Annotated in this window: 32 protein-coding genes; 17 read left to right on the forward strand and 15 right to left on the reverse strand. The window is 58.5% G+C overall.

Features of this window, described 5'->3' with window-relative positions; translation table 11 throughout:
• Window positions 1–234 precede the first annotated feature (234 nt).
• Window positions 235–1,416, forward strand: a complete 1,182-nt coding sequence (locus U6958_RS19065; RefSeq protein ID WP_046239572.1) for a diguanylate cyclase — start codon at window positions 235–237, stop codon at window positions 1,414–1,416.
• Between the two features lie 111 nt (window positions 1,417–1,527).
• On the opposite strand, the gene U6958_RS19070 is transcribed toward U6958_RS19065, so the two are convergent.
• A complete protein-coding gene (locus U6958_RS19070; protein ID WP_016446836.1) occupies window positions 1,528–1,707 on the reverse strand; it encodes a CsbD family protein in 180 nt (59 codons plus the stop codon).
• Window positions 1,708–1,839: 132 nt separating this feature from the next.
• Entirely contained in the window at window positions 1,840–2,205 is a 366-nt protein-coding gene (locus U6958_RS19075) for an Arc family DNA-binding protein (RefSeq protein WP_016446835.1), read from the reverse strand.
• Between the two features lie 165 nt (window positions 2,206–2,370).
• On the opposite strand from U6958_RS19075, the gene U6958_RS19080 reads away from it, so the two are divergent.
• Window positions 2,371–2,763, forward strand: coding sequence for a hypothetical protein (locus tag U6958_RS19080; protein WP_074923363.1), 393 nt, complete (start codon window positions 2,371–2,373; stop codon window positions 2,761–2,763).
• 24 nt (window positions 2,764–2,787) lie between these two features.
• Here U6958_RS19080 and U6958_RS19085 read toward each other — a convergent pair whose 3' ends face one another.
• Window positions 2,788–4,089 carry a UDP-N-acetylglucosamine 1-carboxyvinyltransferase gene (locus U6958_RS19085; RefSeq protein ID WP_016454857.1) on the reverse strand — a complete coding sequence of 434 codons (1,302 nt, stop codon included), beginning with the start codon at window positions 4,087–4,089 and terminating at the stop codon, window positions 2,788–2,790.
• A gap of 137 nt (window positions 4,090–4,226) precedes the next feature.
• Entirely contained in the window at window positions 4,227–4,706 is a 480-nt protein-coding gene (locus U6958_RS19090) for a GNAT family N-acetyltransferase (protein ID WP_074923362.1), read from the reverse strand.
• A gap of 265 nt (window positions 4,707–4,971) precedes the next feature.
• Here U6958_RS19090 and U6958_RS19095 point away from each other — a divergent pair, with 265 nt between their 5' ends.
• The 4 genes from U6958_RS19095 (at window position 4,972) to U6958_RS19110 (ending at window position 7,597) form a co-directional block, all read left to right on the forward strand.
• The gene (locus tag U6958_RS19095; protein WP_017405224.1) at window positions 4,972–5,157 is read left to right on the forward strand and encodes a hypothetical protein; all 186 of its coding nucleotides are present in this window, start codon (window positions 4,972–4,974) and stop codon (window positions 5,155–5,157) included.
• A gap of 296 nt (window positions 5,158–5,453) precedes the next feature.
• On the forward strand, window positions 5,454–6,527 hold the full coding sequence (locus U6958_RS19100; RefSeq protein ID WP_016446829.1) for a linear amide C-N hydrolase: 1,074 nt from the start codon (window positions 5,454–5,456) through the stop codon (window positions 6,525–6,527).
• Window positions 6,528–6,786: 259 nt separating this feature from the next.
• Complete coding sequence (locus tag U6958_RS19105) at window positions 6,787–7,206, forward strand: hypothetical protein (RefSeq protein ID WP_026062346.1); 420 nt, start codon at window positions 6,787–6,789, stop codon at window positions 7,204–7,206.
• Window positions 7,207–7,327: 121 nt separating this feature from the next.
• Window positions 7,328–7,597 (forward strand): hypothetical protein, encoded by a 270-nt coding sequence (locus U6958_RS19110; protein WP_244160540.1) that lies wholly within the window; start codon window positions 7,328–7,330, stop codon window positions 7,595–7,597.
• A 228-nt stretch (window positions 7,598–7,825) separates the two neighbouring features.
• On the opposite strand, the gene U6958_RS19115 is transcribed toward U6958_RS19110, so the two are convergent.
• From U6958_RS19115 to U6958_RS33345, 3 genes are all read right to left on the reverse strand, one after another.
• Window positions 7,826–8,344, reverse strand: a complete 519-nt coding sequence (locus U6958_RS19115) for a hypothetical protein (RefSeq protein WP_143044658.1) — start codon at window positions 8,342–8,344, stop codon at window positions 7,826–7,828.
• A 3-nt stretch (window positions 8,345–8,347) separates the two neighbouring features.
• Window positions 8,348–9,376, reverse strand: coding sequence for a hypothetical protein (locus tag U6958_RS19120; protein WP_143044657.1), 1,029 nt, complete (start codon window positions 9,374–9,376; stop codon window positions 8,348–8,350).
• 408 nt (window positions 9,377–9,784) lie between these two features.
• Window positions 9,785–11,209: a PLxRFG domain-containing protein gene (locus U6958_RS33345; protein WP_167368424.1), complete on the reverse strand. Its 1,425-nt coding sequence runs from the start codon at window positions 11,207–11,209 to the stop codon at window positions 9,785–9,787.
• A 377-nt stretch (window positions 11,210–11,586) separates the two neighbouring features.
• Between U6958_RS33345 and U6958_RS19135 the strand changes: the two genes are divergently transcribed.
• The gene (locus U6958_RS19135) at window positions 11,587–12,828 is read left to right on the forward strand and encodes an HNH endonuclease (RefSeq protein WP_083393658.1); all 1,242 of its coding nucleotides are present in this window, start codon (window positions 11,587–11,589) and stop codon (window positions 12,826–12,828) included.
• A gap of 441 nt (window positions 12,829–13,269) precedes the next feature.
• On the opposite strand, the gene U6958_RS19140 is transcribed toward U6958_RS19135, so the two are convergent.
• From U6958_RS19140 to U6958_RS19160, 5 genes are read right to left on the reverse strand one after another with little or no spacing between them, the layout of a single operon-like run.
• Window positions 13,270–13,836, reverse strand: a complete 567-nt coding sequence (locus U6958_RS19140; protein WP_074923359.1) for a nuclease domain-containing protein — start codon at window positions 13,834–13,836, stop codon at window positions 13,270–13,272.
• A gap of 41 nt (window positions 13,837–13,877) precedes the next feature.
• Window positions 13,878–14,246: a hypothetical protein gene (locus tag U6958_RS19145; RefSeq protein ID WP_074923358.1), complete on the reverse strand. Its 369-nt coding sequence runs from the start codon at window positions 14,244–14,246 to the stop codon at window positions 13,878–13,880.
• Window positions 14,243–14,743, reverse strand: a complete 501-nt coding sequence (locus tag U6958_RS19150) for a recombination protein NinB (RefSeq protein WP_074923381.1) — start codon at window positions 14,741–14,743, stop codon at window positions 14,243–14,245. The genes U6958_RS19145 and U6958_RS19150 overlap by 4 nt, the downstream gene beginning before the upstream one ends.
• Window positions 14,736–15,182, reverse strand: a complete 447-nt coding sequence (locus U6958_RS19155; protein WP_074923357.1) for a hypothetical protein — start codon at window positions 15,180–15,182, stop codon at window positions 14,736–14,738. The genes U6958_RS19150 and U6958_RS19155 overlap by 8 nt, the downstream gene beginning before the upstream one ends.
• Window positions 15,179–15,622 (reverse strand): hypothetical protein, encoded by a 444-nt coding sequence (locus U6958_RS19160; RefSeq protein ID WP_350337277.1) that lies wholly within the window; start codon window positions 15,620–15,622, stop codon window positions 15,179–15,181. Before U6958_RS19160 ends, U6958_RS19155 begins: the two co-directional genes overlap by 4 nt.
• A 25-nt stretch (window positions 15,623–15,647) precedes the next feature.
• On the opposite strand from U6958_RS19160, the gene U6958_RS19165 reads away from it, so the two are divergent.
• Entirely contained in the window at window positions 15,648–16,151 is a 504-nt protein-coding gene (locus U6958_RS19165; protein WP_074923356.1) for a hypothetical protein, read from the forward strand.
• 207 nt (window positions 16,152–16,358) lie between these two features.
• Here U6958_RS19165 and U6958_RS19170 read toward each other — a convergent pair whose 3' ends face one another.
• On the reverse strand, window positions 16,359–17,006 hold the full coding sequence (locus U6958_RS19170; protein ID WP_143044655.1) for a hypothetical protein: 648 nt from the start codon (window positions 17,004–17,006) through the stop codon (window positions 16,359–16,361).
• Window positions 17,007–17,163: 157 nt separating this feature from the next.
• Here U6958_RS19170 and U6958_RS19175 point away from each other — a divergent pair, with 157 nt between their 5' ends.
• The 4 genes from U6958_RS19175 (at window position 17,164) to U6958_RS19190 (ending at window position 18,352) form a co-directional block, all read left to right on the forward strand.
• Window positions 17,164–17,505: a hypothetical protein gene (locus tag U6958_RS19175; protein ID WP_074923355.1), complete on the forward strand. Its 342-nt coding sequence runs from the start codon at window positions 17,164–17,166 to the stop codon at window positions 17,503–17,505.
• Window positions 17,506–17,518: 13 nt separating this feature from the next.
• Complete coding sequence (locus U6958_RS19180) at window positions 17,519–17,728, forward strand: hypothetical protein (protein ID WP_074923354.1); 210 nt, start codon at window positions 17,519–17,521, stop codon at window positions 17,726–17,728.
• Window positions 17,725–17,883: a hypothetical protein gene (locus U6958_RS19185; protein WP_016452848.1), complete on the forward strand. Its 159-nt coding sequence runs from the start codon at window positions 17,725–17,727 to the stop codon at window positions 17,881–17,883. The genes U6958_RS19180 and U6958_RS19185 overlap by 4 nt, the downstream gene beginning before the upstream one ends.
• Window positions 17,884–17,968: 85 nt before the next feature.
• Window positions 17,969–18,352 (forward strand): hypothetical protein, encoded by a 384-nt coding sequence (locus tag U6958_RS19190; RefSeq protein ID WP_350337278.1) that lies wholly within the window; start codon window positions 17,969–17,971, stop codon window positions 18,350–18,352.
• Here the strand turns inward: U6958_RS19190 and U6958_RS19195 are convergent.
• Window positions 18,248–19,395, reverse strand: a protein-coding gene (locus tag U6958_RS19195; RefSeq protein WP_089577556.1) for an IS3 family transposase whose coding sequence is annotated in 2 segments (ribosomal slippage) — window positions 18,248–19,134 and window positions 19,134–19,395 — 1,149 coding nt in all. Because the reading frame shifts where the segments join, the coding sequence is not laid out codon by codon here. The two genes, U6958_RS19190 and U6958_RS19195, sit on opposite strands and share 105 nt — an antisense overlap.
• Window positions 19,396–19,462: 67 nt before the next feature.
• On the opposite strand from U6958_RS19195, the gene U6958_RS19200 reads away from it, so the two are divergent.
• The 3 genes from U6958_RS19200 to U6958_RS19210 all read left to right on the forward strand — a co-directional run bounded on the left by U6958_RS19200 (window position 19,463) and on the right by U6958_RS19210 (window position 21,506).
• Window positions 19,463–19,972 (forward strand): ERF family protein, encoded by a 510-nt coding sequence (locus U6958_RS19200; protein WP_244160592.1) that lies wholly within the window; start codon window positions 19,463–19,465, stop codon window positions 19,970–19,972.
• Window positions 19,969–21,051 (forward strand): hypothetical protein, encoded by a 1,083-nt coding sequence (locus U6958_RS19205; RefSeq protein ID WP_074924401.1) that lies wholly within the window; start codon window positions 19,969–19,971, stop codon window positions 21,049–21,051. Before U6958_RS19200 ends, U6958_RS19205 begins: the two co-directional genes overlap by 4 nt.
• 170 nt (window positions 21,052–21,221) lie before the next feature.
• Complete coding sequence (locus U6958_RS19210) at window positions 21,222–21,506, forward strand: H-NS family nucleoid-associated regulatory protein (protein WP_074924399.1); 285 nt, start codon at window positions 21,222–21,224, stop codon at window positions 21,504–21,506.
• A gap of 28 nt (window positions 21,507–21,534) precedes the next feature.
• On the opposite strand, the gene U6958_RS19215 is transcribed toward U6958_RS19210, so the two are convergent.
• Window positions 21,535–21,786, reverse strand: a complete 252-nt coding sequence (locus U6958_RS19215) for a hypothetical protein (protein WP_143044726.1) — start codon at window positions 21,784–21,786, stop codon at window positions 21,535–21,537.
• A gap of 238 nt (window positions 21,787–22,024) precedes the next feature.
• On the opposite strand from U6958_RS19215, the gene U6958_RS19220 reads away from it, so the two are divergent.
• Together U6958_RS19220 and U6958_RS19225 are read left to right on the forward strand one after the other, a co-directional pair.
• Window positions 22,025–22,321 carry an H-NS family nucleoid-associated regulatory protein gene (locus tag U6958_RS19220; RefSeq protein WP_074924397.1) on the forward strand — a complete coding sequence of 99 codons (297 nt, stop codon included), beginning with the start codon at window positions 22,025–22,027 and terminating at the stop codon, window positions 22,319–22,321.
• A 241-nt stretch (window positions 22,322–22,562) separates the two neighbouring features.
• Window positions 22,563–22,964 (forward strand): BLUF domain-containing protein, encoded by a 402-nt coding sequence (locus U6958_RS19225; protein WP_074924395.1) that lies wholly within the window; start codon window positions 22,563–22,565, stop codon window positions 22,962–22,964.
• Window positions 22,965–22,975: the final 11 nt, after the last annotated feature.

Consider the following 22,975-nt stretch of genomic DNA (forward strand, 5'->3'; position numbering starts at 1 on the left):
CAATCCGGAAAAGATGACTTGCTTTTTCGTCAGAAATACCGGGAACTTGAGGCTGCGCGCGGGCAGACCCGATATCACCCGCTGTGCACAACGCGGAACAGTGCATATGCAGTGGCAAGCGCCGGTGACATCGGATGCAAAATGCAATAACGCTTGCGGCTGCCGCGCCATTGAATGCCTGGGCTTGGAAGCTGCCAGCCGCCGTCTTTCGCACCTGCAAGTGCATAACACGCTGTGGATGTGTCACTCGATACCGATCGCCTCTATGTACTGATTGCGCCGCTGAGCATTTTGCTGCTCAGCTGCACGCTGGCCGTGTGCTGGCTGGTGCAGCGTCGCCAGCGCTATCTGCTGTGGATTGCCGGCGGCTATGCCCTGGTTTCCCTGGCGCTTGCATGGCAGAGCATTGCCCCCCGCGAACAACTCCACCATTGGGCCGTGTACACAGGCGCCATGTACCTGTTTGGCACCTGGTGCTTTGCGCGCTGCATGGCGGGGCGTTACGGGGTCTCGGCCCATCCCGTGCTGGGTTTGCTCATAGGTGCGGTGGTTCTGGCCGCGCTGTACTACTACAGCCGGATCCAGGTCGATCTGTGGGTACGCGTGCATTGGCTCAACACAGGCCTGGGCCTGCTGCAGTTGCTGCCGGCGCCCGCCATGCTGCGGCGCCGGCCACCGCAGGATTGGCTGGAGAGAATGCTCTACTGGTCCTACGTGGTGTTTGCCGGCTACACCGCCGCCCGGCCGCTGCTGGTGCTGGCCCTGGGCAGCACCGACCTCAATGAGATTGCTCGCTCCACCTACTGGCTGGTGACTCTGGTCAGCACGCTGTCGTTTGCTCTGCTGTTCACCCTGATGCTGCTGGCCTGCACGGTGCGCGATGTCTTCACCGCTCTGCGCCAGGAGCGCAACCACGACTCGCTGACCAACCTGCTCAACCGTCGCGCCTTCCAGGAGGCCGCCGAGCTGCGCCTGGCCGATTCGCACATGGCGCCGGTTTCCGTGCTGATCGGCGACATAGACCACTTCAAGCGCATCAACGACAGCTGGGGCCATGACTGTGGCGACCGCGTTCTGCAGGCCGTGGCCAGGACCTTGCAGCAGCATGTGCGCAGCGACGATCTGGTCTCACGCTTTGGCGGCGAGGAATTCGTGCTGCTGCTGATGCGCACCACGCCCGAGGAGGCCGAGCGCGTGGCCGAGCGCATACGCGCTCAGCTCAGCGCGGACGGCTATGTGCTGGCAGCCGGCCAGCGGATCACCATCAGCTTCGGCATCGCCCCCGTGGCCGCCAACACCGCCCTGACCGATGCGCTGACGCGCGCCGACGCCCTGCTCTACTCCGCCAAGCAGGCAGGCCGTGACCGTGTGCACGTGGCCGCGGACCCCGGCCGCAAGCTGCCCCAGACCGCCTGATAAAGGAAGCAAGGAACGCCTTGCTCGGGCTTGCGCCCGTCAAAACTCGCTGAAAAGAGAAGCCCGCCAGGCAGTGGCGGGCTTGTTCGTCATCAAGGCAGCGTGGGCGCCTTACTTTTTCGCATCCTTCAGGGCTTCCTTCACATCGCCCAGCTTTTTCTGAGCCGTGCCTTCGACCTGCTTGGCAATGCCCTTGGCCTGCTGTTCGGGGCTGTCGATCAACTCGCCAGCCTTTTGCTGCACCTTGCCTGCGGCATCCTTGAGCGTGCCCTTGATCTGATCCGTGTTCATAGCTGCGTCCTTTGCTGCAAGAGCTTCTAAAAAAGGGATGGATCCTTGCAGACCCGACGCAACGATAAGCGCGCCCCGCAAGGACAGGCGCCAGCGCTCGGCAACGATGAGCGTGGTCTCAGGCCTACAGCCTCATCTCTTCCCCGGAGCGCGGCCTGCCGCCATGCCTGTTTCGGAGCGCAGGCGTTTCAGTGCTTCGTCCACCACCGCTTCCTTGTGCGCCTCGAACAGGCCTGCCGCAGCGTCCTTGTGCTCTTGCAGCAACTGGCACAGGCGCGAAATTTCCTCTCTCAATCCCGCCGCACCCTGCTCGACCCCGGCCTGGTCGGCATCGCCGGCTTCATCCAATTCGAAGCTGCGCCGTATGCGCGCAACGATTTCTGCATTCATGGAACGGTGGCCGGCCTTTGCCGCTTCCGAGATGCGATCACGCATGCCATCCGGAAAACGGACGATGAAGCGCTCCTGGGTTTCGCTGGGAAAGGGTTTGCGTTGCATTGCGCGATGGTACCTGCCGGATGCAAATTCAGATTCATGCCTAGTTGACATGATTCCAAGTTGGCATAAAACTCGAAACGACCCGCCTGGGGGCTGTGCAAGCCCACATCCACGCCCTCGAACCACCAGCCCTGAATCCAGGACACATTGCGCAAGGACAGAACCATGCCGGACACAGACATGCCAGCCTCCGTGCATCCTGCGCAGGCCGTCGCCAGCCCGCCCGACCCGGAGACCCTGGCAACAGACGCGCTATGCCACATCAGCGCAGCGCTGAGCGTGCTGGAAATGCATGTGGAAAGATCCAGCCGCGCCATGGTGATCGGTGTCCGCGACCTGCTGCGGGGCTATCACCACAAGGCGGACCGCGCCGCTGCCGAGCAACCGGTGGAGGCCCTGGCCAGCAGCGTGCTGCCACAGATGTCCGCCGACCTTCAAGGCCTGCTGGAAATCATTGACCGCGTGAACGACGACGAGACGGACGACCCCATCCTCTATGCCGTGAGCTACCTGCTCAGGGCGGCCAAGAGATTCTCGGATGCGGCGCCGCAGGTCTAGCAGCCTGCGCATCGCCGCTTTCCATCACTCCTCGTTGGTCCACTCCACCCGGGCGCCCAGACTGCGCAGGTTCTCCACGAAGTGCGGATGCGCCCGGCGGATCGGCGTGGCGTTGCGGATCTCCGAGCGGCCCTCGATGCTGCTGGCGACCATGAACAGCGCAATCGCCACGCGGATGATGTAGGGGCTCTCCACCACGGCCGGCGTCAGCGGATTGCCGCCGAAGGTGACCACACGATGCGGGTCCGAAGAAAACACATGGGCGCCGAACTTGGACAGCTCGCCCGTCCAGCCCAGCGCGCCGTCGTAGATCTTGTTCCAGAACAGCGCATTGCCCTGCGCATGCACGCCCAGCGCAATGAAGATGGGCAGCAGATCCACCGGAAAGTACGGCCACGGCGCAGCCTCGACCTTGGTGAGCACATTGCTGGTGAACGGCGTCTGCACCTTCAGCGGCCCCGAGCGCAGCGCGCGTGACCAGCCGTTCTTGTGCTCCACCTGCACGCCAAACTTGGCGAAGGTGCGGTCGATCAGCGGAAAGTTGTCCGGCGTGCTGTTGCGCACCTCCACATCGCCGCCCGTGATCGCGCCCAGCGCGAGAAAGGTGGTGATCTCGTGGAAGTCTTCCTCGAAGGTGAACTCGCCGCCGCTCAGCGGCGCGCCGCCACGCACCGTCAGCCGCGAGGTGCCGATGCCGTCGATGTCGGCGCCCATCATCACCATGAAGCGGCAGAACTCCTGCACATGCGGCTCGCAGGCCGCATTGGTCAGCATGGACTCGCCCTGCGCGGCCACGGCGCACAGCACGAAATTCTCTGTCGCCGTGACGGAGGCGTAGTCCAGCCAGTGGCGCACGGCCTTGAGCGGCTGTGCGCTGTGGATCAGCAGCGAGCCGCTGGCGCGCTCCACCTCACCTCCGAAGGAGCGGAAGATGTCCACGTGCGGATCGATCTCACGCACGCCCAGCGTGCAGCCCTTGACGTTGTCCTCCAGCCGCGCCACGCCAAAGCGCGCCAGCAGCGGCGGCACCAGCATGATGGAAGAGCGCATCTCCTCCGGCAGGCGATGCGACGATGCATCAAAGCGCGTATCGCGATGATGCAACTGCAGCGTGCGTGTGGTTTCGTCCAATTGCACCTCGCTGCCCAGCGTGCGGAAGATGTCCAGGATCTTGCGCACATCGGTGATGTCCGGCACGCCATGCAGCCGCAGCGGCTGATCGGTCAATAGCGTGGCGCACAGGATCGGCAACACGGCATTCTTGTTGGCGGAAGGAACGACGCGGCCGCGCAAGGGCGTGCCGCCGTGGACGATGAGATTGGACATGGGGGTGCAGCGCAAGCAGCGAAAGGACAACGCGTGATTCTAGGGTTGCCAAGCCCCCCCGGCGGACCTGCATCGGCTGCGCGCACCCGCTGTTTCAACAGGTTTCTTCTCTGGATCGCCAACCCGACAACAAAGCGTCAGGCTCTGCCCTGGAGTTCGTGCCCGTAGACGATGAAGCCACGATGCTCGGCCACCTGGTCATACAGCGCACGGCCCGCTTCGTTGGAAGACTGCGTCTGCCAGTAGACACGGCGCGCTCCCGCCAGGGATGCCTGCTCGTAGACCGCGCGGATGAGCGACTTGCCTATGCCCTGCTTGCGCCGGCCTGCATCGGCAAACAGATCCTGCAAATAGCACACGGGCTCCAGCCGCGTGGTGCTGCGGTGGAACAGGTAGTGCGCCAGGCCCACCAGCTCACCCTCGCTCTCTGCCACCAGCGCAAACACCGGCTCCAGCGGATTGAGAAAGCGCTCCCAGGTCGCCTGCGTGATGTCCTCGGGCAGCGCCGTCTCGCCAGCGCGCCCGTAAAAGGCGTTGTAGCCCTGCCAAAGAGGAAGCCATTGCTGATGGTCCGCCTGTGCAACGGGCCGGATCTGAAGCGTGGGAACGGAGGACATGGAACTCCTGGCAAATGAGATGGGGATCCCGAATTCTAGGGACTGCCAGCCGCCGCAAAGCCGTTGCCGATGCGCTGCTCACACCTGTGAAGACCTGCGGACAGGCCGCACAGCGCGTGCGCAAAACACATACGCGCGTACAGACCCGGCCTACATGCGGCCACAAACTTGACCCGCACGGAAACGCCGCGAAACCAATTGAAATAGATCCCGTCAGAGGCCGTGCTCCCCAAAGGCTTCCGAAATCACATGACGGAGATACAAGATGCATCGAGTCGTTCCCACAGAAAGCTTCAACCCGGACCCGGATGCCCGCTACCACCGCAGCCTGCTGGAAGCCTTTCCCGTGCGCGGCGGCCAGCAGCTGTTGCTGCTGCGCATGGAGCCAAGGCCTCTGCTGGAACGCCTTTCAATGCTCGGGCTGCGAATTCTGAACCGCATCCGCAATTGAACTGGCAAGAACCACCAAACACTCCCGAGAGCTGCACGATGCGCCACCTCTTCCTCGTCTTCCTGTGGTCTGCAATCTGCGCCATCTCCTTTGCGGTGGCGATGCTGGCCAGCCCCATGTTCAGCCACGCCATCTGACAGCGGTGCCCTCTGCACCCGCATGCGCGCAGGCCCATGCGCGGCATCTCCAATGACCGCCAGTTTGCCGGCCCGCCTTTTCACAAGGCGGCCATTTCTGACCTGGGTACGAATGACGCACTACACTGCGCCAGTCCATTTGCCTGCAAAGGAGTTGCCATGAAGAAACGCAGACTGCAGATTCACCCCGTAGTGGGCGCATTGCTGATGGGAATTGCCGGCCTTACGGCCCTGCCCAGCACCTGGGCCTGCACCCGCCTTGTCTTTCTTGGTGCGAATGGCCAGGTCGTCACCGCGCGCTCCATGGATTGGAAAAGCGACATCGTCAGCAATCTCTGGGTGCTCCCGCGTGGAATGGAGCGCTCAGGCAAGGCAGGCCCCAACTCGTTGCGCTGGACGTCCAAATACGGGAGCGTCATCACCTCGGGCTATGACGTCTCCACCACCGATGGAGTCAATGAAGCCGGCCTCAACGCCAACCTGCTCTGGCTGGTGGAATCCCAATACCCGGCCTTCGGTGCGGGCAGCAAGCCTGGCCTGACCATCGCAGCCTGGGCGCAATACGTGCTGGACAACTTCGCCACCGTCCAGGAAGCCGTTGCGGCGCTGGAGAAAGAACCTTTCACCATCGTCTCCGACAACGTTCCCGGAGAGAACCGGCTGACGACGCTGCATCTCTCGATGTCCGACGCCAGCGGCGACAGCGCCATCGTCGAGTACATCAATGGCCGGCAGGTGATACATCACGGCCGGCAATACCAGGTCATGACCAATTCGCCGACATTTGATCAGCAGTTGGCTCTCAACACCTATTGGCAGCAAGTGGGCGGCACCACCATGCTGCCCGGCACCAATCGCGCCGCCGATCGATTTGCCCGCGCATCCTTCTACGTCAACGCCATCCCCAAAAGTCAGGACCCCAACAAGGCGCTGGCCAGCGTCTTCAGCGTGATCCGCAACGCCTCGGTGCCCTACGGCCTGAATACGCCGGAGGAGCCCAATATCTCGTCAACCCGCTGGAGAACCGTTTTCGACCACCAGCGCAAGCTCTACTTCTTCGAATCAGCGTTGACGCCAAATACCTTCTGGATAGACCTCAAGGCACTCGACTTCAGCCAGAAAACCGGCAAGGTTCTCAAGCTGGATCTGGGCCCAGACCAGAACCACACCTTCTCGGGCGATGCCACGCGGCAGTTTCAGGAATCATTACCGTTTCAATTTCTAGGCATCTAGGGAAAAAAAAGCGAGCAGAAACACCAAATCAACAACGGCCGCTGGCGGCCCCCAACTTTGCACGGTGCCTGCTGGCATCACAACCATGACCGTTACCGTCGTCGGCGGGGGCGGCGCGACGGGAGGGCCCGTCAGGGCAGGCCTCGGCACTGATCGGAGTTCTTCCTGCAAACCACGCCCGTCGGGTGCGCCCAAGCGGAAAATCATCTGGTAGCCTGCATGCAAGCGAGGCGATCAGTGCCTCTTAGAAAGGATCAGCATGCTTTCCAGAATTTGCGCAGCTGCATTTTTCGCTGCCATCACGCTTGTACAAATGCCGGCGATCGCCCAGGCGGACGTTCCGTCCACTGCGGTGACATTCAAGAAAGGCACGTCGGGCGCGACTGTCCAAGGCAAGCTCCAAGGCAACAAGGAGCAGGCGCACGACTACATAGTGCGTGCGGTTGCCGGGCAGAAGATGACCGTGCACATGGAGACGAAATCCACCTCCACCTACTTCAACGTGCTGCCGCCCGGCAGCGAGGAAGCGCTGTACCGGGGCGAGGTGGCAGATGGCCCCACATGGACCGGTGCATTGCCCGCCAGCGGTGACTACCGTGTGCGTGTCTTCCTCAACCGCGCAGCCGCCCGCCAAGGCAAGTCTTCGGCGTACGCGCTCAAGATTTCCGTAGTGGATTGACGTAGCGCGGTGTCCAGACGGTCCACAACCTGCTCGTCCTGCAGACACGCGCAACACATGCTCGGCTTGTTCGAATCCTGCACGGCCAGCTCAACGAAGCCGGCAGCCTGTGACCAAGAACATGCTCCGCGACCGCTTCGACGCCGCTCGGGATGCCGCCGGCATTCCCAAGGCGCAGTTCCAGCCTCGGGGCCTGCGCGCCACGGCCGCCACCACGTTGGATGACGACGGCGGGATACGGCTGGAGCACACGACGGAGCGCATGACCGCCCAGTACATCCGCCACAAGGTGGGCAAGAAGGTGAAGCCCGTTCGGCGAACTGCGGAACACGCCCAGAGTTGCGGAACGCGGCCTGGAAATTTCGGCCCCATCTTGCTACTTCTTCGATAGCAAAGAAAAAAGGCCTCGTATTGCTACGAGGCCTTGTGTTCTTTGGTGGGTCCTGCGAGATTCGAACTCGCGACCAACGGATTAAAAGTCAGACTCCCAAGCCATAGTAATCAACAAGTTATGCGAGTTTTTGGGAATATTCTCAGAAACTGAAGCAGGCCTCAGTGCGCCCTCCCCAGGCTTATTCCCGCTTCACCACGACCAAACACGCGAAGTAAATTGCATGAATTATTTAGCGCTATTTTTTATTATGGTGTAAAAATTCACCAGAATCATCATTATCGTGAATGCGACAATAGCACCAAAGAAACACATTATGAATTGACCCGTGATATTAATCCACCTGACATCCGTCAAATTAAGTAGCGATCCAATTACCAAAACAATGCTACATAAAATACAAAACGCAATATTGGCGATAATTTCACCTCCCAGCTTTTCGACTATCGATGCGTTAGATTTTGATATCCTTAGTCGTCCGGTTATTAATGTATACACTAAAACCATCAAATTAAGCAACAGTCCTGCAATAATTGAAGCTACCGAAACGACTATCCCCACCACATTTTCACTGACTTTAAAATACAATACGTGAACTATTGCCAAACACAAAGCAACTATTACCTGCAAAGCAACAGCAACCCATTCCATTTTTTTCGTTCTGGCGTTGAGGAATGTCTTGAAGTGGCAACTTATAATTTCTGCAGGGTTGATCTTTTCCAGCACATCAACTATTTTAGTAATCATATACTATGCCGATCTTAGTGATGGTTCCCAAAGAGAAGGCAATTCCTCAACTGGGTATTTATATACATTTACAGAATTACTCCAAGCGGGGAGGTTAAGCCCCAACTCTAGAAAATAGTCATCAGCCAAGAGGTCCGCCTCTTTCATCCAGCATTCCTCTTTGATATGATTCCTCGCATTAATATCTGGATTCTCAATTTCTATGTTCGCAGCCATTCGGTGGACATCTGCAATATTAATTGTCCGCGTTCTGCCACCACCTCGAGATATCTCAACTTTCAATTTAGTAACTTCCGCATCAGGCAATGTAATAATTGTATTTAGCGGAACTCCGTACATCAGGGATGACATCCATGAAGGTTTGGAGAAAAAAGTCCTCGGCCTGGGCTTTAATATTGTTTCCACCTCATAAACATTATCATAGTCATTTGGCACAAGGACATTCCTATAACCTTCCGGCAGCTTATTAGTAGTAAGTCTTATTTTTTTTATCTCAGATCCCTTTAGCACGGCATTAACAAATGTGGTTGGAACCACCTTTGCTATATCTAACCGAAGGCCGGGAAAAGCGGATTCGAAAGATGCAATCAAATCTGGCAGCACCACACTTCTAATACCGAAATTATTAAATCTCGAAAGCAAAAGAACGCCCTTCATACGCTCTAATTCGTTCTCTGATTTCGGGGCATAAAAACAGCAAAAAAATGGAAGCATAGTTGATTCTTGCTTCTCTCTTTTTCCTGTGTATTTTTTAGCCTCATTATCAAAAATATCGGCTTCATACCCGAACTCACCAGTACTGAATTTTCCAGCAACTGCATGTTCCGAAGCTTCAAAAACTTCCTCGAGAATATAGTTTTTCCCGACCTGCCCACTAGCAGGCTCTTGAGTTGTTTTAGAAACACCCAATATATTCTTAAAATATATATCTCGCAAGTAATTGACTAAAGATGTACCATTAATATTCCACAGGTCTTGTTGAATATTTTCGGAATCCAACACTTTAACGAGATAAGGGGCTATTCCATGCATACGCGGCTGGTTTTAAAAATGTAAAATCATCACAAAAAGAATTATTCATCAATAATCCTTTAATTATCCAAATTATCCATGCATTTTGTTATCGATAAAATCACACATCTAAGTTGATTCATCTCCAACCAAGTGCATCGAATTGTAATTTCGTGAGGATAGTACATGATTTCCAAGACGCATGGAATGGGCTACACCTTAGGGTCTCAAGTGACAACGTCTGTGACGTTCGCCGCACACTACTCCCCCGAGCCGATCTTGCCGCACTGCACCTACGTTTGCAGCTTTCAATCGCTGCCCTCCCTTTGACCCAGCATGACACTGTTCCGAATTCCCAGGCTTCTGTAGAGCATGTGCGCACGTATTCCACGCTGTGAGACGTTGGCAGCACCAAGTGGCAATGACAGCTCATGCTCTCTCATTTGGTAGCACAGCACCATCATTTGTGAACCGCCCTGCTTCCATAACATCGCGCCGCTTCTTCGGCAGGTAGACCCCATCCTCGGCTTCCCGGATTCGCTTCTCGCGCATGCGTACGCTCTGGGCCAGCTGCATGGGCTGTATGCGGCGGCCGGGGTTCTTCTCGTTGAAGCGCTGGATGGCTTCCCGAGCCTCGGTCTTGCCCTCCTCGTCCTTGGCCATCGCAGCCATGGCGAACTGCTCTACCAGGGCGCTGCGCCGCGCCTGCAGCGCGCGGTCCTGGCCCACGATGGCAGCCTTGCCTTCGTAGGCGTTGCGCACGCTGGACGGTGAGAAGCCCACGGTTTGCCCGGCCACGGCGGCCGCGTCCACCTGGTCCTGTACCACGATGCCGGTCTTGTCCTTGACGCCCTCGGTCTCGTAGCGCCAAGCCTTGAGCGGCCCGCGCAGCACGCTGGGCGCCATGGTCTCCAGTCCGCGCTGATACCGGCCTTCGCTCATCTCCTGCAGGCCCTTCAGGGCGTTGATGCCGATGCCGGCCACTGGGCCCAGGGCGGCAGCCATCGCCGACTCACCCAGTCGCTGGCCCTCCAGCCCCTCCTGCACGTCCGGCAGGATCAGCCGGTCCAGCCCCACGCGGCCCGAGATGTCCCAGGGCGTCAGGCGGGACAGGCCATGGGAGAGCACCTCCGCCGGCTTCTGCCCGAAGGCGTCAGCCAGCATGTTCTGCATGGCCACCTGTGCGTCCCAGGGCTCCCCATCCCGTGGATCGTGCTCACGCTCAGGCGCATCTACGAAGTGCAGCTCGAAGTGGCCCACGTTGCCGCCACCGTTCGGCCCCTTGCCCGCGTCCTTGTCGTTCATGCCGAAGGCCTGGCGCTCCATGTCCACCACGATGCGCAGGCTCTCGGCCAGCACCTTCATGGTCTTGGAGCGCTCCGGCAGGCTGATGACCTTCTGGTAGAGGTCGTTCAGCTTGTCCGTGCCGTTGTCGTCGGGCGAGCGGAGCATCTCGCCCAGCTCCTGCAGGTAGGCCACTGTGTCCGCGTCCGCCATCTGCTCCAGCTCATCCAGCAGCGCGTTGGTGATCTTGCGTGCCCGCTGGATGTCCCGCCTATGCGCCAGCCTGATTGTGGCCACCGCCTGCGCATTCGCGTCCACCACCTCACGTTCGGACGCAGTACGCTCCGCGCGTACCTCGCTGCGTACCGCCTCCTTGCGTACCAGTTGCTCTGCCTTCTCCTGGATGCGCTCCGACAGGTCACGGCTCCAGTCGTCACGCTTGGCCCGCTTGCGGATCGCCCCCTCGCTGATGCCCTGCTCCGCTGCGATCTGCCTCAGGCTCTTGATGCCTGCCCGGTAGTCCAGCTCGATGCGTTCCCACTGCGGGACTTGCTTGTGTTCCTTGCTCATCCCATGAAGCTGACAGGCTTGGGACGATGCCATCAGGCACTCTGAAGGAATCTTTCAAAAGAGACGCCTCGCCAACGGAACAAAGTCCAAGATTAACACCACCTCACGTCACAGCAAGATTGGCCACAAGGGCCTTCTGTTCAGCACACTTTTGGGGACTGACCACGACCAGCGGCTTTTTTTTCCACGAGAGGTGAGTAGTCCAGTCAATGTGCTCTCAGTGAGAACTTGTGTCACATTGCTCCGCTAGAACTAGCGAGACTCAAGACTATCGAGAGTAGGAAAAGATAGAACAATTCCGATGAAATTCAAATACATCTTGACACTTAAGACATACAACGATACAAATAAGACTTCACAAACAAAAGGATCTTGCAATGCAGTGCATCATTTGCCGAGAAGAAAAATCAGATATGTCCGACGAACACGTAATACCAGAATCTTTGGGTGGCTATTATCATATTTACACAGTTTGCAAATCCTGCAATTCAACGATGGGGACAAATGTCGATGCCCCGTTAATCAATCACAAATTAGCCGAATTATATAGATTTGTTGAGGAAATAAAAGGAAAGAAAGGAAAGATACCCAATCCTTTCATGGGTACTTTTTCTGGAGTTGAAGACTCAACAGATAGAGTTAAACTCTCAATTAAATCAAACAACGTCATCGACACAGAATATTTACCAACCATTACAACACGAGAAGAAGATGGACGGACAATTTTAGAAATTGGAATTGACTCAAGAAACGAAGATCAAATTGAGGAAATTACAAAAAAATACCTACAAAGAAACAATATTCCAGAGACAGCAATCCTAAAAACCGAGAAAACAATACAGATCAAAGATGGGTGGGTTACTGGAAAATGGGAATTTGATATTCTAAAATTCAAGATTGGCCTACTAAAGATAGCCTATGAATTTGCGGTAGACAGCATCCCTCTTTACATTAATGATCCCGATGCGATAAAAATCGCAACAATCTTAAAAACCGCCGACTACAATAATGTAACAAATTATGTAAATATCGGATCAGGCCTTCAAAAAGAGATTTTTACTCCATTCTCTGATTACTTAGACGTCGATAGCAAACGGCATTACCTTGTATTAACTCAAGTAGGCTCCAAGCTACTTTGCCTCATAAAACTCAGTGATCTTTTTGCCGTCGGTGTAACCCTTGCGGAAAATACTTATTTAGGGCTAGAAGAAGGCATTCTAGGGATAAACGATCCCGTAGAAAAAAAATTCAGAAAAATGAATATGACGGAGGTTATAAATTACTGCCTTGGGCCACTCCATACGCGCTTCCTCTATTACTTCAACACGAATGAAGAAGCAATGGCAGCTTCAAGAGAAATTAATAATCCCAGCTTTGAAGTTGAAGAATCTGGAAACGGCGTAATCCCCCTTTTTCAGAGAAACGGAGATCCTCTATCATTTGCAACACATGAATTACTGCCACATTGCGAAATGATTGATAAAAGTGACAAGAATTGGCAAAATCATTTATTCAAATTCAAAGAAGATCAATCTTATTATATAAAATCGAAGAAATCCCGCAGGCTATATCAAGTCGTTGCCTTTGAAATGAGCCGCCAGAGGATAGATAAGGTATAAATTTTCCAACTTAATCAAAATCAAGCATGAGGGTCCTCCCCTCGTGCTTGCTGCATCGAAGTTACAAAACCATATACCTGTACCGTCTAACTGCTTTCCGGGAAGGAATCTGAGTCAATCTGCTTTCAATTAGACTGTTGCGCAGAAGGTACAAAAGCGCCCAATCGATCTCCCCCTTTGATCGGCCGAGCTCAAGGACGAGCTCGTAGTGAAAAAACCACCGTCCGGGGGCCTGGCGTAGAAATCGCAGCAGCACGTCTGTGCCACTGCCCGGGCGGATGACGCCCGCGGGGCGCGGGTTGTTGTGGCGCGCCCCCTCCTCGTGCCAGCCCTCCAGCTGGCCAGCCATCCAGTCCATGCAGCTCAAGCGGGGCCACCCTCTCGTTTTTGCGCGTCGTCGCGGTTCGTGTTCGCGGCCTTGGTTTCCAAGATGGTCCTCTTTCAAAAATCCAGAATCGGCATGGCGTTGAGCTGGCCCAGCGCCCACAGCACAGCGGCACGGTCGCGGGCATCGATGTTCGGGGCGTAGGCCAGCGCGCGCCACGCCAGAACCTGGCGCAGGTGCGCGGCCATGAACGCGGCTTCCTTGCGAGCGGCCGGCGCAGGCCCCTGATCCAGCCAGGAATGGCACGCGGCGCAGCCCCAGGCGCTGTAGTGGTCGTCGGCCTTCCTGCGCTCGCCCTTCCCGTGGATGGACAGATTGCTGTGGCAGCAGACGACGGTGGTGCTGTCGTTCGTGCAGATCCCCGGTACCAGCAGCAGGCACTGCTGGTCCTTGGCCAAGGCACGCAGGCGCGGGTTGCGCTGGGCCACGGTCTTCGGCGCGGGCACGACCTGGTGCTGGTTGATGACCGCCACAGTGGCTGCGCGCGGCCGGGCCTCGGCCATGGCGCGGGCGGCGCGGGCCTCCAGGCGCTGCTCGCGCGCCAGCTCGTGGGCAGCATGGGACGCAGGAGCGGCCCGCCGGCGGAACCCTGCCCCGCCGGACTTCATGGCAGTGCGGCGCATCAGGATTGCTGCTCCATGAACAGGCCCAGCTGCTGGCCACCCTACTCCACCAGCCCACGCCTGGCCAGCGCACCAGCACGCCAGCGCGCGCGCATCGCCTCGGCCTGCAGCCCGGTGATTTCGCTCCTTCGGTCGCCGCTGTCGTGGCCCGGGCAGTAGTCGATGCTCTCTGCCCAGGAGCCGCCGCGCATCCGGAAGAACATCGTTCCAGCGCCGTGGACGCAGGCCCGGCACAACGGCGCGTCGCAGGTATGGATTGCCCGGTACCGGGCAGGAATCTGGTGCGACGGCGCAGCGAGGAGGTGCGGCGCAGCCTTCTCCAGCTCACCCCGTTTACGCTCCCAGCCCAGCCAGGTGTCGCACAGCAATTCGGCCTTGCCACCGCAGAACAGGCATTTGCGCGCGGTCATGCGCACACCCCGCCAATCACCTCGCCCGTGTCCGGGTGGGTCTGCTCGCGCTCCCACTCCTCGAACGTGGCCGGGAACTCGACCTTCAAGTCATCGATGGCGTGCGCCATCACGCGGTCGATCAGGTCGCCGTACTCGCGTACGCCCAGGCTCTCGGTGCTGATGCGCTCCTGCACCACGGTCGTCTTGCCGCTGATCGGATCTTCATGCGTCACCGTGCGGCTGCCCAGGTACTCGGTGCGGAAGTGCTCCTTCCATGCATTCTTGGAGTGCCGGTGGCCCAAGATGACCGCCTGCCGCGCAATCTCGGCCAGCACGAAGTCGTGATAGAAAACGCGCTGCCGGTCGGTCTTGGCATCTTCGTGCAGGCGCACGAACACCTCCAGCCGGCGGCCAGCTTCCCACTGCTGCATGCACCAGGGCGCCACGCGCTGCAGGAAGTTGGCCCGGGCCTGCTCGGGGCCATCCCAGCGTGCGTGCAGGGCGATTTCAGCCACGGCCACCTCCCCGCAGATCCGCGGCGCGGCGGTATGGCCAGGCCACCATGGCCGCATCGCGGCTGTGCTCATTGCTCGGGCCCGTCCAGCCCGTGACGGCTGCGAAGCGCTTCGCATCCAGCTTGCCGCCCTTCCCTGCCGGGCTGATGCCGTGGGCAGGGATTCCCAGGTCTGCGCAGTGCGCAGTGATGTCGGCACAGCGCGCGTCCACCTGCCCCACATTGCGCGCCATCTTGGCGCTGGCGGCGCCGGTCTTGCCGCGCGTCCAGGTATGCGACTGCAGCCGGCTGTCTTCGAATACGACGCGCGACGGCATGCGCGCGGCCAGCGTGCGCTCAATGTGGTGCGGAGGGATGGTCAGCAGCTCAACCAGCTGGCCATCCACGTAGACGGCCACGCCCGTGTTGGCTCCGGGGTCCATTCCGAGAATCACGCTCATGCGCGGGCCCTCCCAGGGATCAACGCCGTGAACATGCCGCTCTCCTCGCGCCATGTCTCGTTCCTGCGAATCTGCCCGATGGTGGGCTTGGAGACGCCGTAGCGGTCCGCCAGGACTGCCTCTGGTTCATTGCTCGCGCGGATGGCTCGCACTTTTTCGATGTCCAGCTTGCCTCGCGCGGCTTGTTGGGCGCGGGCAATGCGCAGCTTTGTCAGCGGCGTGAGGCTGCGCCCACGCGACTTGTCCGCGCGCGTTCCCAGCTTCATGTGCTCGTAGGCCACGCATGCGGGATCGTCACAACCAGCGCGCACGGTCTGCTGCAGGCCCAGCGGGCCGCGCTTGATCGCCCAGACCACGCGGCGTGCGGATGTGACCGACCCGTCCGGGCCAAAGCGCACCATGGGGCCACGGCGTGGGTCGATGTAGCCGGACCAGATCAAGCAGCCGTCCAGGGTGCGACGGCATTTGCCCTCGATCAGCTGCAGGCGCAGCTCGTCGGACACCCGCGACCTGGCCAAGCTGGACAGCGATGGCATCGGCCTCGTCGTGTTCAACGGCCAAGCCGTCGATTCGTTCGATGGCGTGGACGCCAGCAAGCTGGCCGAAGTGTTCGCCGCCCGTTCCCCCCGTAGCTCCACCCCGCTGGCCGAGGCCCTGACAGCCGCGCTCAAGCTGGCCGGCAAGTCGGACAAGAAGGACTTCGTGATCGTCTTCACCGATGGCGTGCCCGATGACCGTGCGGCTGCGGCCAAGGTGATCGTGGATGCCTCCAACAAGCTGCAGAGCGACGACGAACTGACCTTCCTGTTCGTGCAGGTGGGCCACGACCGCGCCGCGACCGACTACCTGCGCGACCTGGACGACAACCTCAAGGGCGCCAAGTTCGACATCGTGGACGCCAAGACCGTGGCCGAGGCCGAGGCCTTCGCCACTACTGCCGATCTGGTACTGGCTGCAATCGACGGCTGATCCATGGTCGATCTCATCCTGCTGACGTTCTGCGTTGGCATGTTCGCCGCCGGCTTCTGGACTGGCTCCAAGTACAAGCGGCCCTCTGAATTGCTCAAGGCCATCAAGACCTGGTTCAACTGACTCCCGCGCCCTGGTGAAAGCCAGGGCTATTACGCTGGCGCCCTGCCTCAGGCCGTCAGCGCAATGGCCATAAAGCGTTGAAACCTATACGCAAGGATCTAACGGCTTCAGAAGAAAACTAGGCGACTTTAGGCTAAGAAATACCTCTGCTGCACTTCCGCCCGAGCATGTAACCTGGAACCTAACACTTTCACCACCGACCCAGCGTACCTGGCCCATGTCAATTGACTCTCTTATATTAAAGTCTCCTTTTTTTCCAACCTTTTTTGAAAATACCAACCGCTTGCCGGATGGCCAATTGTTGAGCTGGTAGTAACATCCCACTTCCCAACAATCAGAAGAAAATACCATACGTCCATCAGGCGACACTGAGCGGTGCGAACCCACTTCAACAAATGCTCCTGTGGATTTGCTGACCAGCACCATTTGTTTGCCTACACGCCAAACGCTCACAACATAGGCATTCAGTTCCACGTCTTCGCCTTCATAGATGTATGTCACCGGCGACCCGTTCTTAGGATGATCAACATTACGAAAAATCTGCCGTTGTCCATTTTCATATATCACACTGATTCCGTCATTCATTGCAATTAAGCTTCTTACAGGCCCTAACTGCCCGCTTGCTTTCAAAGAAACATCATCAAAAGCAGTAGCATTCAGCGAGACAACCAAAGCAGTTGCAGCAGGGAAATTTTTTATGCAACTCAAAGCATAATTAGAAAAATTACTCATAACTGGAAATAAACCACAGATATTGCAAAAGCCCACACAACCAATTTAAAACAAAAGGAACGCCGCCACAATCTTTATTAATTTATTGAAGCCATAAGAATATCTTTTACTTCCTGGGCCTGCACACGCAGGCCCTTTTTCATTTCCTGAGGCCCACATGAATGCAAGACTTTCCTCTATCTGCTGGGCCTCAGTGGCCGCTGCAGAGAACGCGGCGCGCTATGACAGCGCCAAGGCAGAAGACGCCGAACTGGACACCTACGTCCGCGAGTACTACGGCCCGCCCTTCACTGCCGAGTTTGTGCAGGAGGCCCTGCAGGCCGCGCAGTACGAGCTGGCCAAGCAAATCGCCGCCGCCAGCGAGCGCATGGGCCAGAGCCTGAACCCCGAACACCCGCAGCTGACCGTCATGGGCAATTCCATGGACGAGTGGCTGCGGTCCTATGCCCGCCAACGTGCCCGCGACGACATCGCGGAGCTTCAACGAAACCGCCACTGATCGAGGAGCCACCATGCACCAACATGACGAAATCCCGGACCCGCCGCCGCTGGCATGGTTGATTGCCATGCTCCTGGGCATCAGCCTGCTGTGCCTGCAGGCAACGCTGGACGATGAGCCCGGCAAGGCGCCACCCGCCACCGTTAGCGCGCTGGCGTGCCCCGGCATGCATGCGGAATGGTTGGACGAGAGGCAGGTGGAATGCCACCGCGAAAAGCCATGAAGCTCTCCGAACTCACCGACGCCGAGAAGGTGCCCATGCTGCTCGAATTGCTTGAAGAGGCCGGGGAAAAACTGGACCGCGCTTGGCCTGCCGGCGGGCGCCGCTACCTGTCCGCCGTCCGCGAAATGCGCGGCGATCCGGAAGACCCGGAATGACCGCCCCATCCACCAAGCGCCACGCCGGCGCCGACCATCGCCCGCTGCTGCGGGCGTTTCTTTTTCCACGACCTGCGAGGTTCCCATGAACGCTGTTTCCAAGAAAGAGGCCGCAGCCCTTGAACTGGTGCCAGCGGCAAACGCCGCGTCCGCCCCCACCCCCGGCCCGCTCCCTACGTCCCTCGCCGCCAACTTCATGCTGACGCTGCAGGAGCGTGGCGCCGGTCTTGAGCAGATCGAAAAGATGATGGATCTGCTGGAACGCAACGAGCGCCACGAGGCCGAGAAGGCCTACAACGAAGCCCTGGCCGCATTCAAGGCCAAGAACATCCGCTGGGCTGCTGCCGGTCTCGTTGACACCGACCTAAGCTTCTTGAGCTTGCTCGAACTGTACGGGACTGAGATATCCGAGCGTCGAATGCCGACGCGTCGGGTTGTAGAAGCACTCGATGTAATCGAACACATCTGAGCGGGCCTGGCCTCGTGTCCTGTACACCTTACGGGCCGTGCGCTCGGTCTTCAGAGAACTGAAGAAGCTCTCCATGGCCGAGTTGTCCCAGACCTCGCCAGCCCGACTCATGCTGCAAGTGATGCCCTGTTCGTCCAGCAGCCTCTGGAAGTGCTCGCTTGTGTATTGGCTACCCTGGTCCGAGTGGTGCAGCAGTGCCACTGGCCTGCCCCGGCGCCACACAGCCATCATCAGCGCGTCCACCACGAGCTGCGAGGTCATGCTCTCCTGCATCGACCAGCCCACGATTCGACGGGAGTACAGGTCCAGTACCGCAGCTACGTAAAGCCAGCCTTCTGCCGTCCAGATATAGGTGAAGTCGGCCACCCATTTCTGGTTCGGACCATCTGCCTGGAACTGACGGTCCAGCACGTTGTCAGCCACAGCACCACGCGCGCCACGGTCCTTGGGTAGTCCACGCCTTCGCGGTCTCGCACGCAGCGCCTGCTCCCGCATGAGCCGCTCAATACGATGCAGCCCACAGGTCTGGCCTTGCTCCAGCACGTCGTGCCACACACGGCGTGCGCCGTAGGTGCGGTCGCTGCGTACAAAGCTCTGATGCACTTGCGCACCCAGCACCTCGTCGCTGAGGCTACGCCGGCTCCTGGGTCGTGTGAGCCAGGCGTAGAAGCCGCCTCGCGAGACACCGAGCGCCTCGCACATCAGATTGACCGGCCAGGCCCCTCGGTGTTTCGCCACGAAGCCGAACTTCACATCGACTCCTTCGCGAAGTAGGCCGCGGCTTTTTTCAATATGTCGCGCTCCATCTTGAGCTTGGCCACTTCCTTGTGCAGCCGTGCTATCTCAGCATCCTGCGCCTTTTGTTTGCCGTTGCCAGGGAACGCCTCCTGAGGCTCCTGCCTCAGCTCACGCACCCACTTGCGCAGCACGTTCTCGTGAACGTCCAAGTCTTTGGCTGCCTGGGCCACAGACACGCCACGCTCAACGACCAGTTTGACCGCCTCGAGTTTGAACTCGCGACTGAATGTCCTTCTTCTCTCCATTAACCACCTCCGGTTTCATCTGCCACCTTAACAAGGTGTCATCGAAACCGGCAGCAGCCCACGCATCGTGAAGCGCAAGCTGGTGGACTTCCCCAGCAAGGGCGGCCGAACCAGCTACAAGCACGCCGAGCTGGACGACGTTGTGCAGGCCGTGGGCCCCGAGCTTTCCGTTCATGGCTTCGCCTGGTCGTGGAAGACGCACCAGGCCGGCCGCGACATCACCGTGGTCTGCACGCTGCGGCATCGCCTGGGCCATGCCGAGTCAGTCCAACTGACGGCCCAGCCCGACGAGACGGGCGGAAAAAACGCCATCCAGGCCATCATTTCCACCACGACCTACCTGCAGCGGCACACGCTCAAGCAGATCACTGGCGTGGCCGAAGCCGGCGAGGATGACGACGGCCAGGGCGGCGCTGCTGCACCGCTCTCCAAACTGGCCCAGGGCTGGGTGGACTACATCAAGAGCGTGCGTGGAACGGACCAGTTCGACAAGGGTTGCCGTGAAGGTCGCGCCGCGCTTTGGGATGACCGCGCCGGCCTCATCGCCTTCAACGCCGCAACCAGGAGCACAGCATGAGGGAAATCCTGTTCCGCTGTTCGAGCATAGGCAAGCTGATGACCGCGCCCGTGAGCATCGATCCCGCACTGATCACGCCCGAGGTGGAAGCCATCCAGGCGAAGAAGAAGCGCACGGACGAAGAGAAGGCCGTGCTGGAACGCCTCAAGCTGGGCACGCTCAGCGAGACCGCGAAGACCTACATCCGCGAGTTGGTGCGACAGGAGCTGTGGGGCGTGGACTTCGAGGTTTCCAGCAAATACACGGACAAGGGCCTGGCAGTCGAGGCCGAAGGCCTGGCCCTGCTGAACCGCGTGCGCGGGCTGACCTTGGCCAAGAACACCGAGCGGCGCAGCGACGGCAAGATCACGGGTGAAGCCGACACCGTGGACCTGGTGCGCCGCTGCGGCCACGACCTGAAATGTTCGTGGAGCCTGCAGACCTTCCCTGCCTTCGTGCGTGACTGCCAGGACTCGCTCTACGAGTGGCAGATGCGCGGCTACATGCGACTTTGGGACGTGGACCGCTGGGAGGTCAACTACGCGATGGTCAACACGCCCGAGGAACTGCTGGGCCAGTACGAGCCGCAGCAGCTTCACCTGGTCGAGCACATCCCAGAGCATATGCGCCTGACCACCTGGGCCATCGAGCGCGACCGTGCGCTGGAGGCGCAGATGGACGTGAAGCTGGAACTGGCCCGGGCGTACTACGCGCAGTGCATCGCGGAATTTGCGGCCACGCACCCCAGCCCCGACATCCAGTCCATCACGCCAACGGCGCCCTGGCAGCCGCCATTGGAGCTGATCGACCCCCAGCATCCGCCGCGAGTGCTGAACCATGTGCAGGAAGATGGTCGCGCCCTGATGCTGCCCGAGGAGCCCGCCGCGCCTACGGAGACGGCACCCACGCTGAACATCGGGCAGATCAACAAGCGCCTGGGCATCTTCGACGTGAAAGCGACCACGGCCGCGGCCCTGGGCATTCCCACGGTCAAAGACCGCAGCGCCGTGCACCTGCCGGCCAGCAGCTTCACGGACTTCTGCAATGGCCTCATTGCCCACATTGCCGACGTTCGCGACAGCTACCAGGTACAGCCATGAGCCTTCGCAGCGTTTTCCTTGGCCTCGCAGGCATGAGCCTGTTGGCCGACAGCATTGGCTTTGCCGGTGCATTCCTTCTGGCGGCTGCAATTGCTGCATGACCAGAACTTTTCATCCATGGCCCTACCAAATGAAGGGCCCACTTTTCGAAACCCTACCGGAGAAAAACAATGAGCGAATACAAGACCCTGCTGCAGCAAAAGGCCGAGCTGGATGCACGCATCGCGGAAGTGATGAAGACCGAAAAGGCCGACGCTTTGGCAGAGGTCCGCGCAATGGTTCAGCAGTACCAGCTGACTGAGCAAGATGTCTTTCCTACTCGCAGCGTGAAGTCGAAGAGCTCTGTGGGAGAACCTAAATACCGGAATCCCGTCACCGGCTCTACCTGGACCGGGCGAGGCAAGCCACCGCACTGGATTTTGGGTAAGGAACGTGAGCAGTTCCGCATTAGCTGAGGCTAGAAAAATCAGGTGGGCATTTGCACTAATGCTCTGCCCCATTTTGCTGAACCGAATCTATCCGCTCACTCTGCAGAGGCATGCCGGCAGCTGACGACACCTGCCAGAGAGTAGCGCCGACCTGCAGCAAAACAGCGAGTCGAGCGTCATAGTTCCTACCAGCTGGACACATTTCACTTATCACCTGTGCCACCGCATGAACAGCCTCAGTTGGAGATATTTGTGTCCCAAGGTTAGCTAGTTCAATGATTGCATTGATGCTTTCTTTGCGATCCATCTTGGCTCCATGGGTAGCAAGCTAACTGCAACCTCAGGCTTTCATTTCATCATTGCCAGTCAGCCAACAACCACGATTGCAATCAGAAACATATAGGCAAACTATATCGAAACGACCACATGATAGCCGATAGTTCGTTAGCTCAACACCTTTAGCAATCTCAATGATTATTAATTGATAATTAAATATCAATAGATTACTCAAAAACTTCAAATCCAGAAGAATTGAACAAAACAAGATGACCGACTACAAGACCCTTTTGCAGCAAAAAGCCGAGCTGGATGCACGCATCGCCGAAGTGATGAAAACGGAGAAGGCCGGAGCGGTGGCCGAGGTCCGAACCCTGGTTCAGCAGTACCAGCTCACTGAGCTGGATGTATTTCCTGCCAGTGGTTCCAAGGTGAAGGGCCCGGCGGGAGCGCCCAAGTTCCGAGACCCGGAGACTGGCGCCACTTGGACCGGCCGGGGCAAGCCCCCGAACTGGATCAACGGCAAGGAGCGCGAGCAGTTCCTGATCGAAACAGCCAAAAGTTAGGCGAGGAGCTGCCGATACACCAAGCAAGGAGGTGCGCGCCAAGTCTAGGCGGTGCCTCAAGCCCCTGGGTGCGCGCGCCAGGGGCTTTTTCTTTGGAGACGGACGCCTCCGAACCGGCCAAGGGCAAAGACCGTGCCCAACCCGTGCCCAAAAAATTTAAATTTGCAACTCCACAAAACACCCACAAAGGGAGATAGTTTGCAACTACTATTTCTTTCCACTTTATGAAAGAGAGAGAAGCATGGGCAACAATCTGCTCGAATGCTTTCTGTACCAGAGCAAGCTCGCCCCTGGGGTCGATGCCACCTGTGTCGCGCAGATCGTCAAAACCGCCCGAGCCTTCAACGAAAAAGCTCAGATCACAGGCATCCTGGTGTTCGATGGCGAGGTCTTCTGCCAGTACATCGAAGGCCCGAGCTATCAGGTTCAGAACTTGATCACGTTGCTGACCCGGGATCCCCGACACGTCAACTTCACGCCTCTGTTGCAACTGCATCGCCAGCCCTACCGCAGGTTCAGCAAGTGGACCATGGCTTATCACTTGGTAGATGACGCCGAGGTGCTGGAGGGGATAGGCTCCGGCCCTGGCGAGTTCGCGCTGGAGAAGCTTCAGCAGTTGATACCGCAACTCGACACTGACTAAGAACCGGCCCC

It is taken from the genome of Delftia lacustris (genome assembly GCF_040267515.1).
GTDB lineage: Bacteria > Pseudomonadota > Gammaproteobacteria > Burkholderiales > Burkholderiaceae_C > Comamonas > Comamonas tsuruhatensis.

Coding starts and splice junctions, on each gene's coding strand:
- U6958_RS19070 (WP_016446836.1), bottom strand. CDS start 1,707: ATGAACACGGATCAGATCAAGGGCACGCTCAAGGATGCCGCAGGCAAG.
- U6958_RS19075 (WP_016446835.1), bottom strand. CDS start 2,205: ATGCAACGCAAACCCTTTCCCAGCGAAACCCAGGAGCGCTTCATCGTC.
- U6958_RS19080 (WP_074923363.1), top strand. CDS start 2,371: ATGCCGGACACAGACATGCCAGCCTCCGTGCATCCTGCGCAGGCCGTC.
- U6958_RS19085 (WP_016454857.1), bottom strand. CDS start 4,089: ATGTCCAATCTCATCGTCCACGGCGGCACGCCCTTGCGCGGCCGCGTC.
- U6958_RS19090 (WP_074923362.1), bottom strand. CDS start 4,706: ATGTCCTCCGTTCCCACGCTTCAGATCCGGCCCGTTGCACAGGCGGAC.
- U6958_RS19095 (WP_017405224.1), top strand. CDS start 4,972: ATGCATCGAGTCGTTCCCACAGAAAGCTTCAACCCGGACCCGGATGCC.
- U6958_RS19100 (WP_016446829.1), top strand. CDS start 5,454: ATGAAGAAACGCAGACTGCAGATTCACCCCGTAGTGGGCGCATTGCTG.
- U6958_RS19105 (WP_026062346.1), top strand. CDS start 6,787: ATGCTTTCCAGAATTTGCGCAGCTGCATTTTTCGCTGCCATCACGCTT.
- U6958_RS19110 (WP_244160540.1), top strand. CDS start 7,328: ATGCTCCGCGACCGCTTCGACGCCGCTCGGGATGCCGCCGGCATTCCC.
- U6958_RS19115 (WP_143044658.1), bottom strand. CDS start 8,344: ATGATTACTAAAATAGTTGATGTGCTGGAAAAGATCAACCCTGCAGAA.
- U6958_RS19120 (WP_143044657.1), bottom strand. CDS start 9,376: ATGCATGGAATAGCCCCTTATCTCGTTAAAGTGTTGGATTCCGAAAAT.
- U6958_RS33345 (WP_167368424.1), bottom strand. CDS start 11,209: ATGAGCAAGGAACACAAGCAAGTCCCGCAGTGGGAACGCATCGAGCTG.
- U6958_RS19135 (WP_083393658.1), top strand. CDS start 11,587: ATGCAGTGCATCATTTGCCGAGAAGAAAAATCAGATATGTCCGACGAA.
- U6958_RS19140 (WP_074923359.1), bottom strand. CDS start 13,836: ATGCGCCGCACTGCCATGAAGTCCGGCGGGGCAGGGTTCCGCCGGCGG.
- U6958_RS19145 (WP_074923358.1), bottom strand. CDS start 14,246: ATGACCGCGCGCAAATGCCTGTTCTGCGGTGGCAAGGCCGAATTGCTG.
- U6958_RS19155 (WP_074923357.1), bottom strand. CDS start 15,182: ATGAGCGTGATTCTCGGAATGGACCCCGGAGCCAACACGGGCGTGGCC.
- U6958_RS19170 (WP_143044655.1), bottom strand. CDS start 17,006: ATGAGTAATTTTTCTAATTATGCTTTGAGTTGCATAAAAAATTTCCCT.
- U6958_RS19175 (WP_074923355.1), top strand. CDS start 17,164: ATGAATGCAAGACTTTCCTCTATCTGCTGGGCCTCAGTGGCCGCTGCA.
- U6958_RS19180 (WP_074923354.1), top strand. CDS start 17,519: ATGCACCAACATGACGAAATCCCGGACCCGCCGCCGCTGGCATGGTTG.
- U6958_RS19185 (WP_016452848.1), top strand. CDS start 17,725: ATGAAGCTCTCCGAACTCACCGACGCCGAGAAGGTGCCCATGCTGCTC.
- U6958_RS19190 (WP_350337278.1), top strand. CDS start 17,969: ATGAACGCTGTTTCCAAGAAAGAGGCCGCAGCCCTTGAACTGGTGCCA.
- U6958_RS19205 (WP_074924401.1), top strand. CDS start 19,969: ATGAGGGAAATCCTGTTCCGCTGTTCGAGCATAGGCAAGCTGATGACC.
- U6958_RS19210 (WP_074924399.1), top strand. CDS start 21,222: ATGAGCGAATACAAGACCCTGCTGCAGCAAAAGGCCGAGCTGGATGCA.
- U6958_RS19215 (WP_143044726.1), bottom strand. CDS start 21,786: ATGGATCGCAAAGAAAGCATCAATGCAATCATTGAACTAGCTAACCTT.
- U6958_RS19220 (WP_074924397.1), top strand. CDS start 22,025: ATGACCGACTACAAGACCCTTTTGCAGCAAAAAGCCGAGCTGGATGCA.
- U6958_RS19225 (WP_074924395.1), top strand. CDS start 22,563: ATGGGCAACAATCTGCTCGAATGCTTTCTGTACCAGAGCAAGCTCGCC.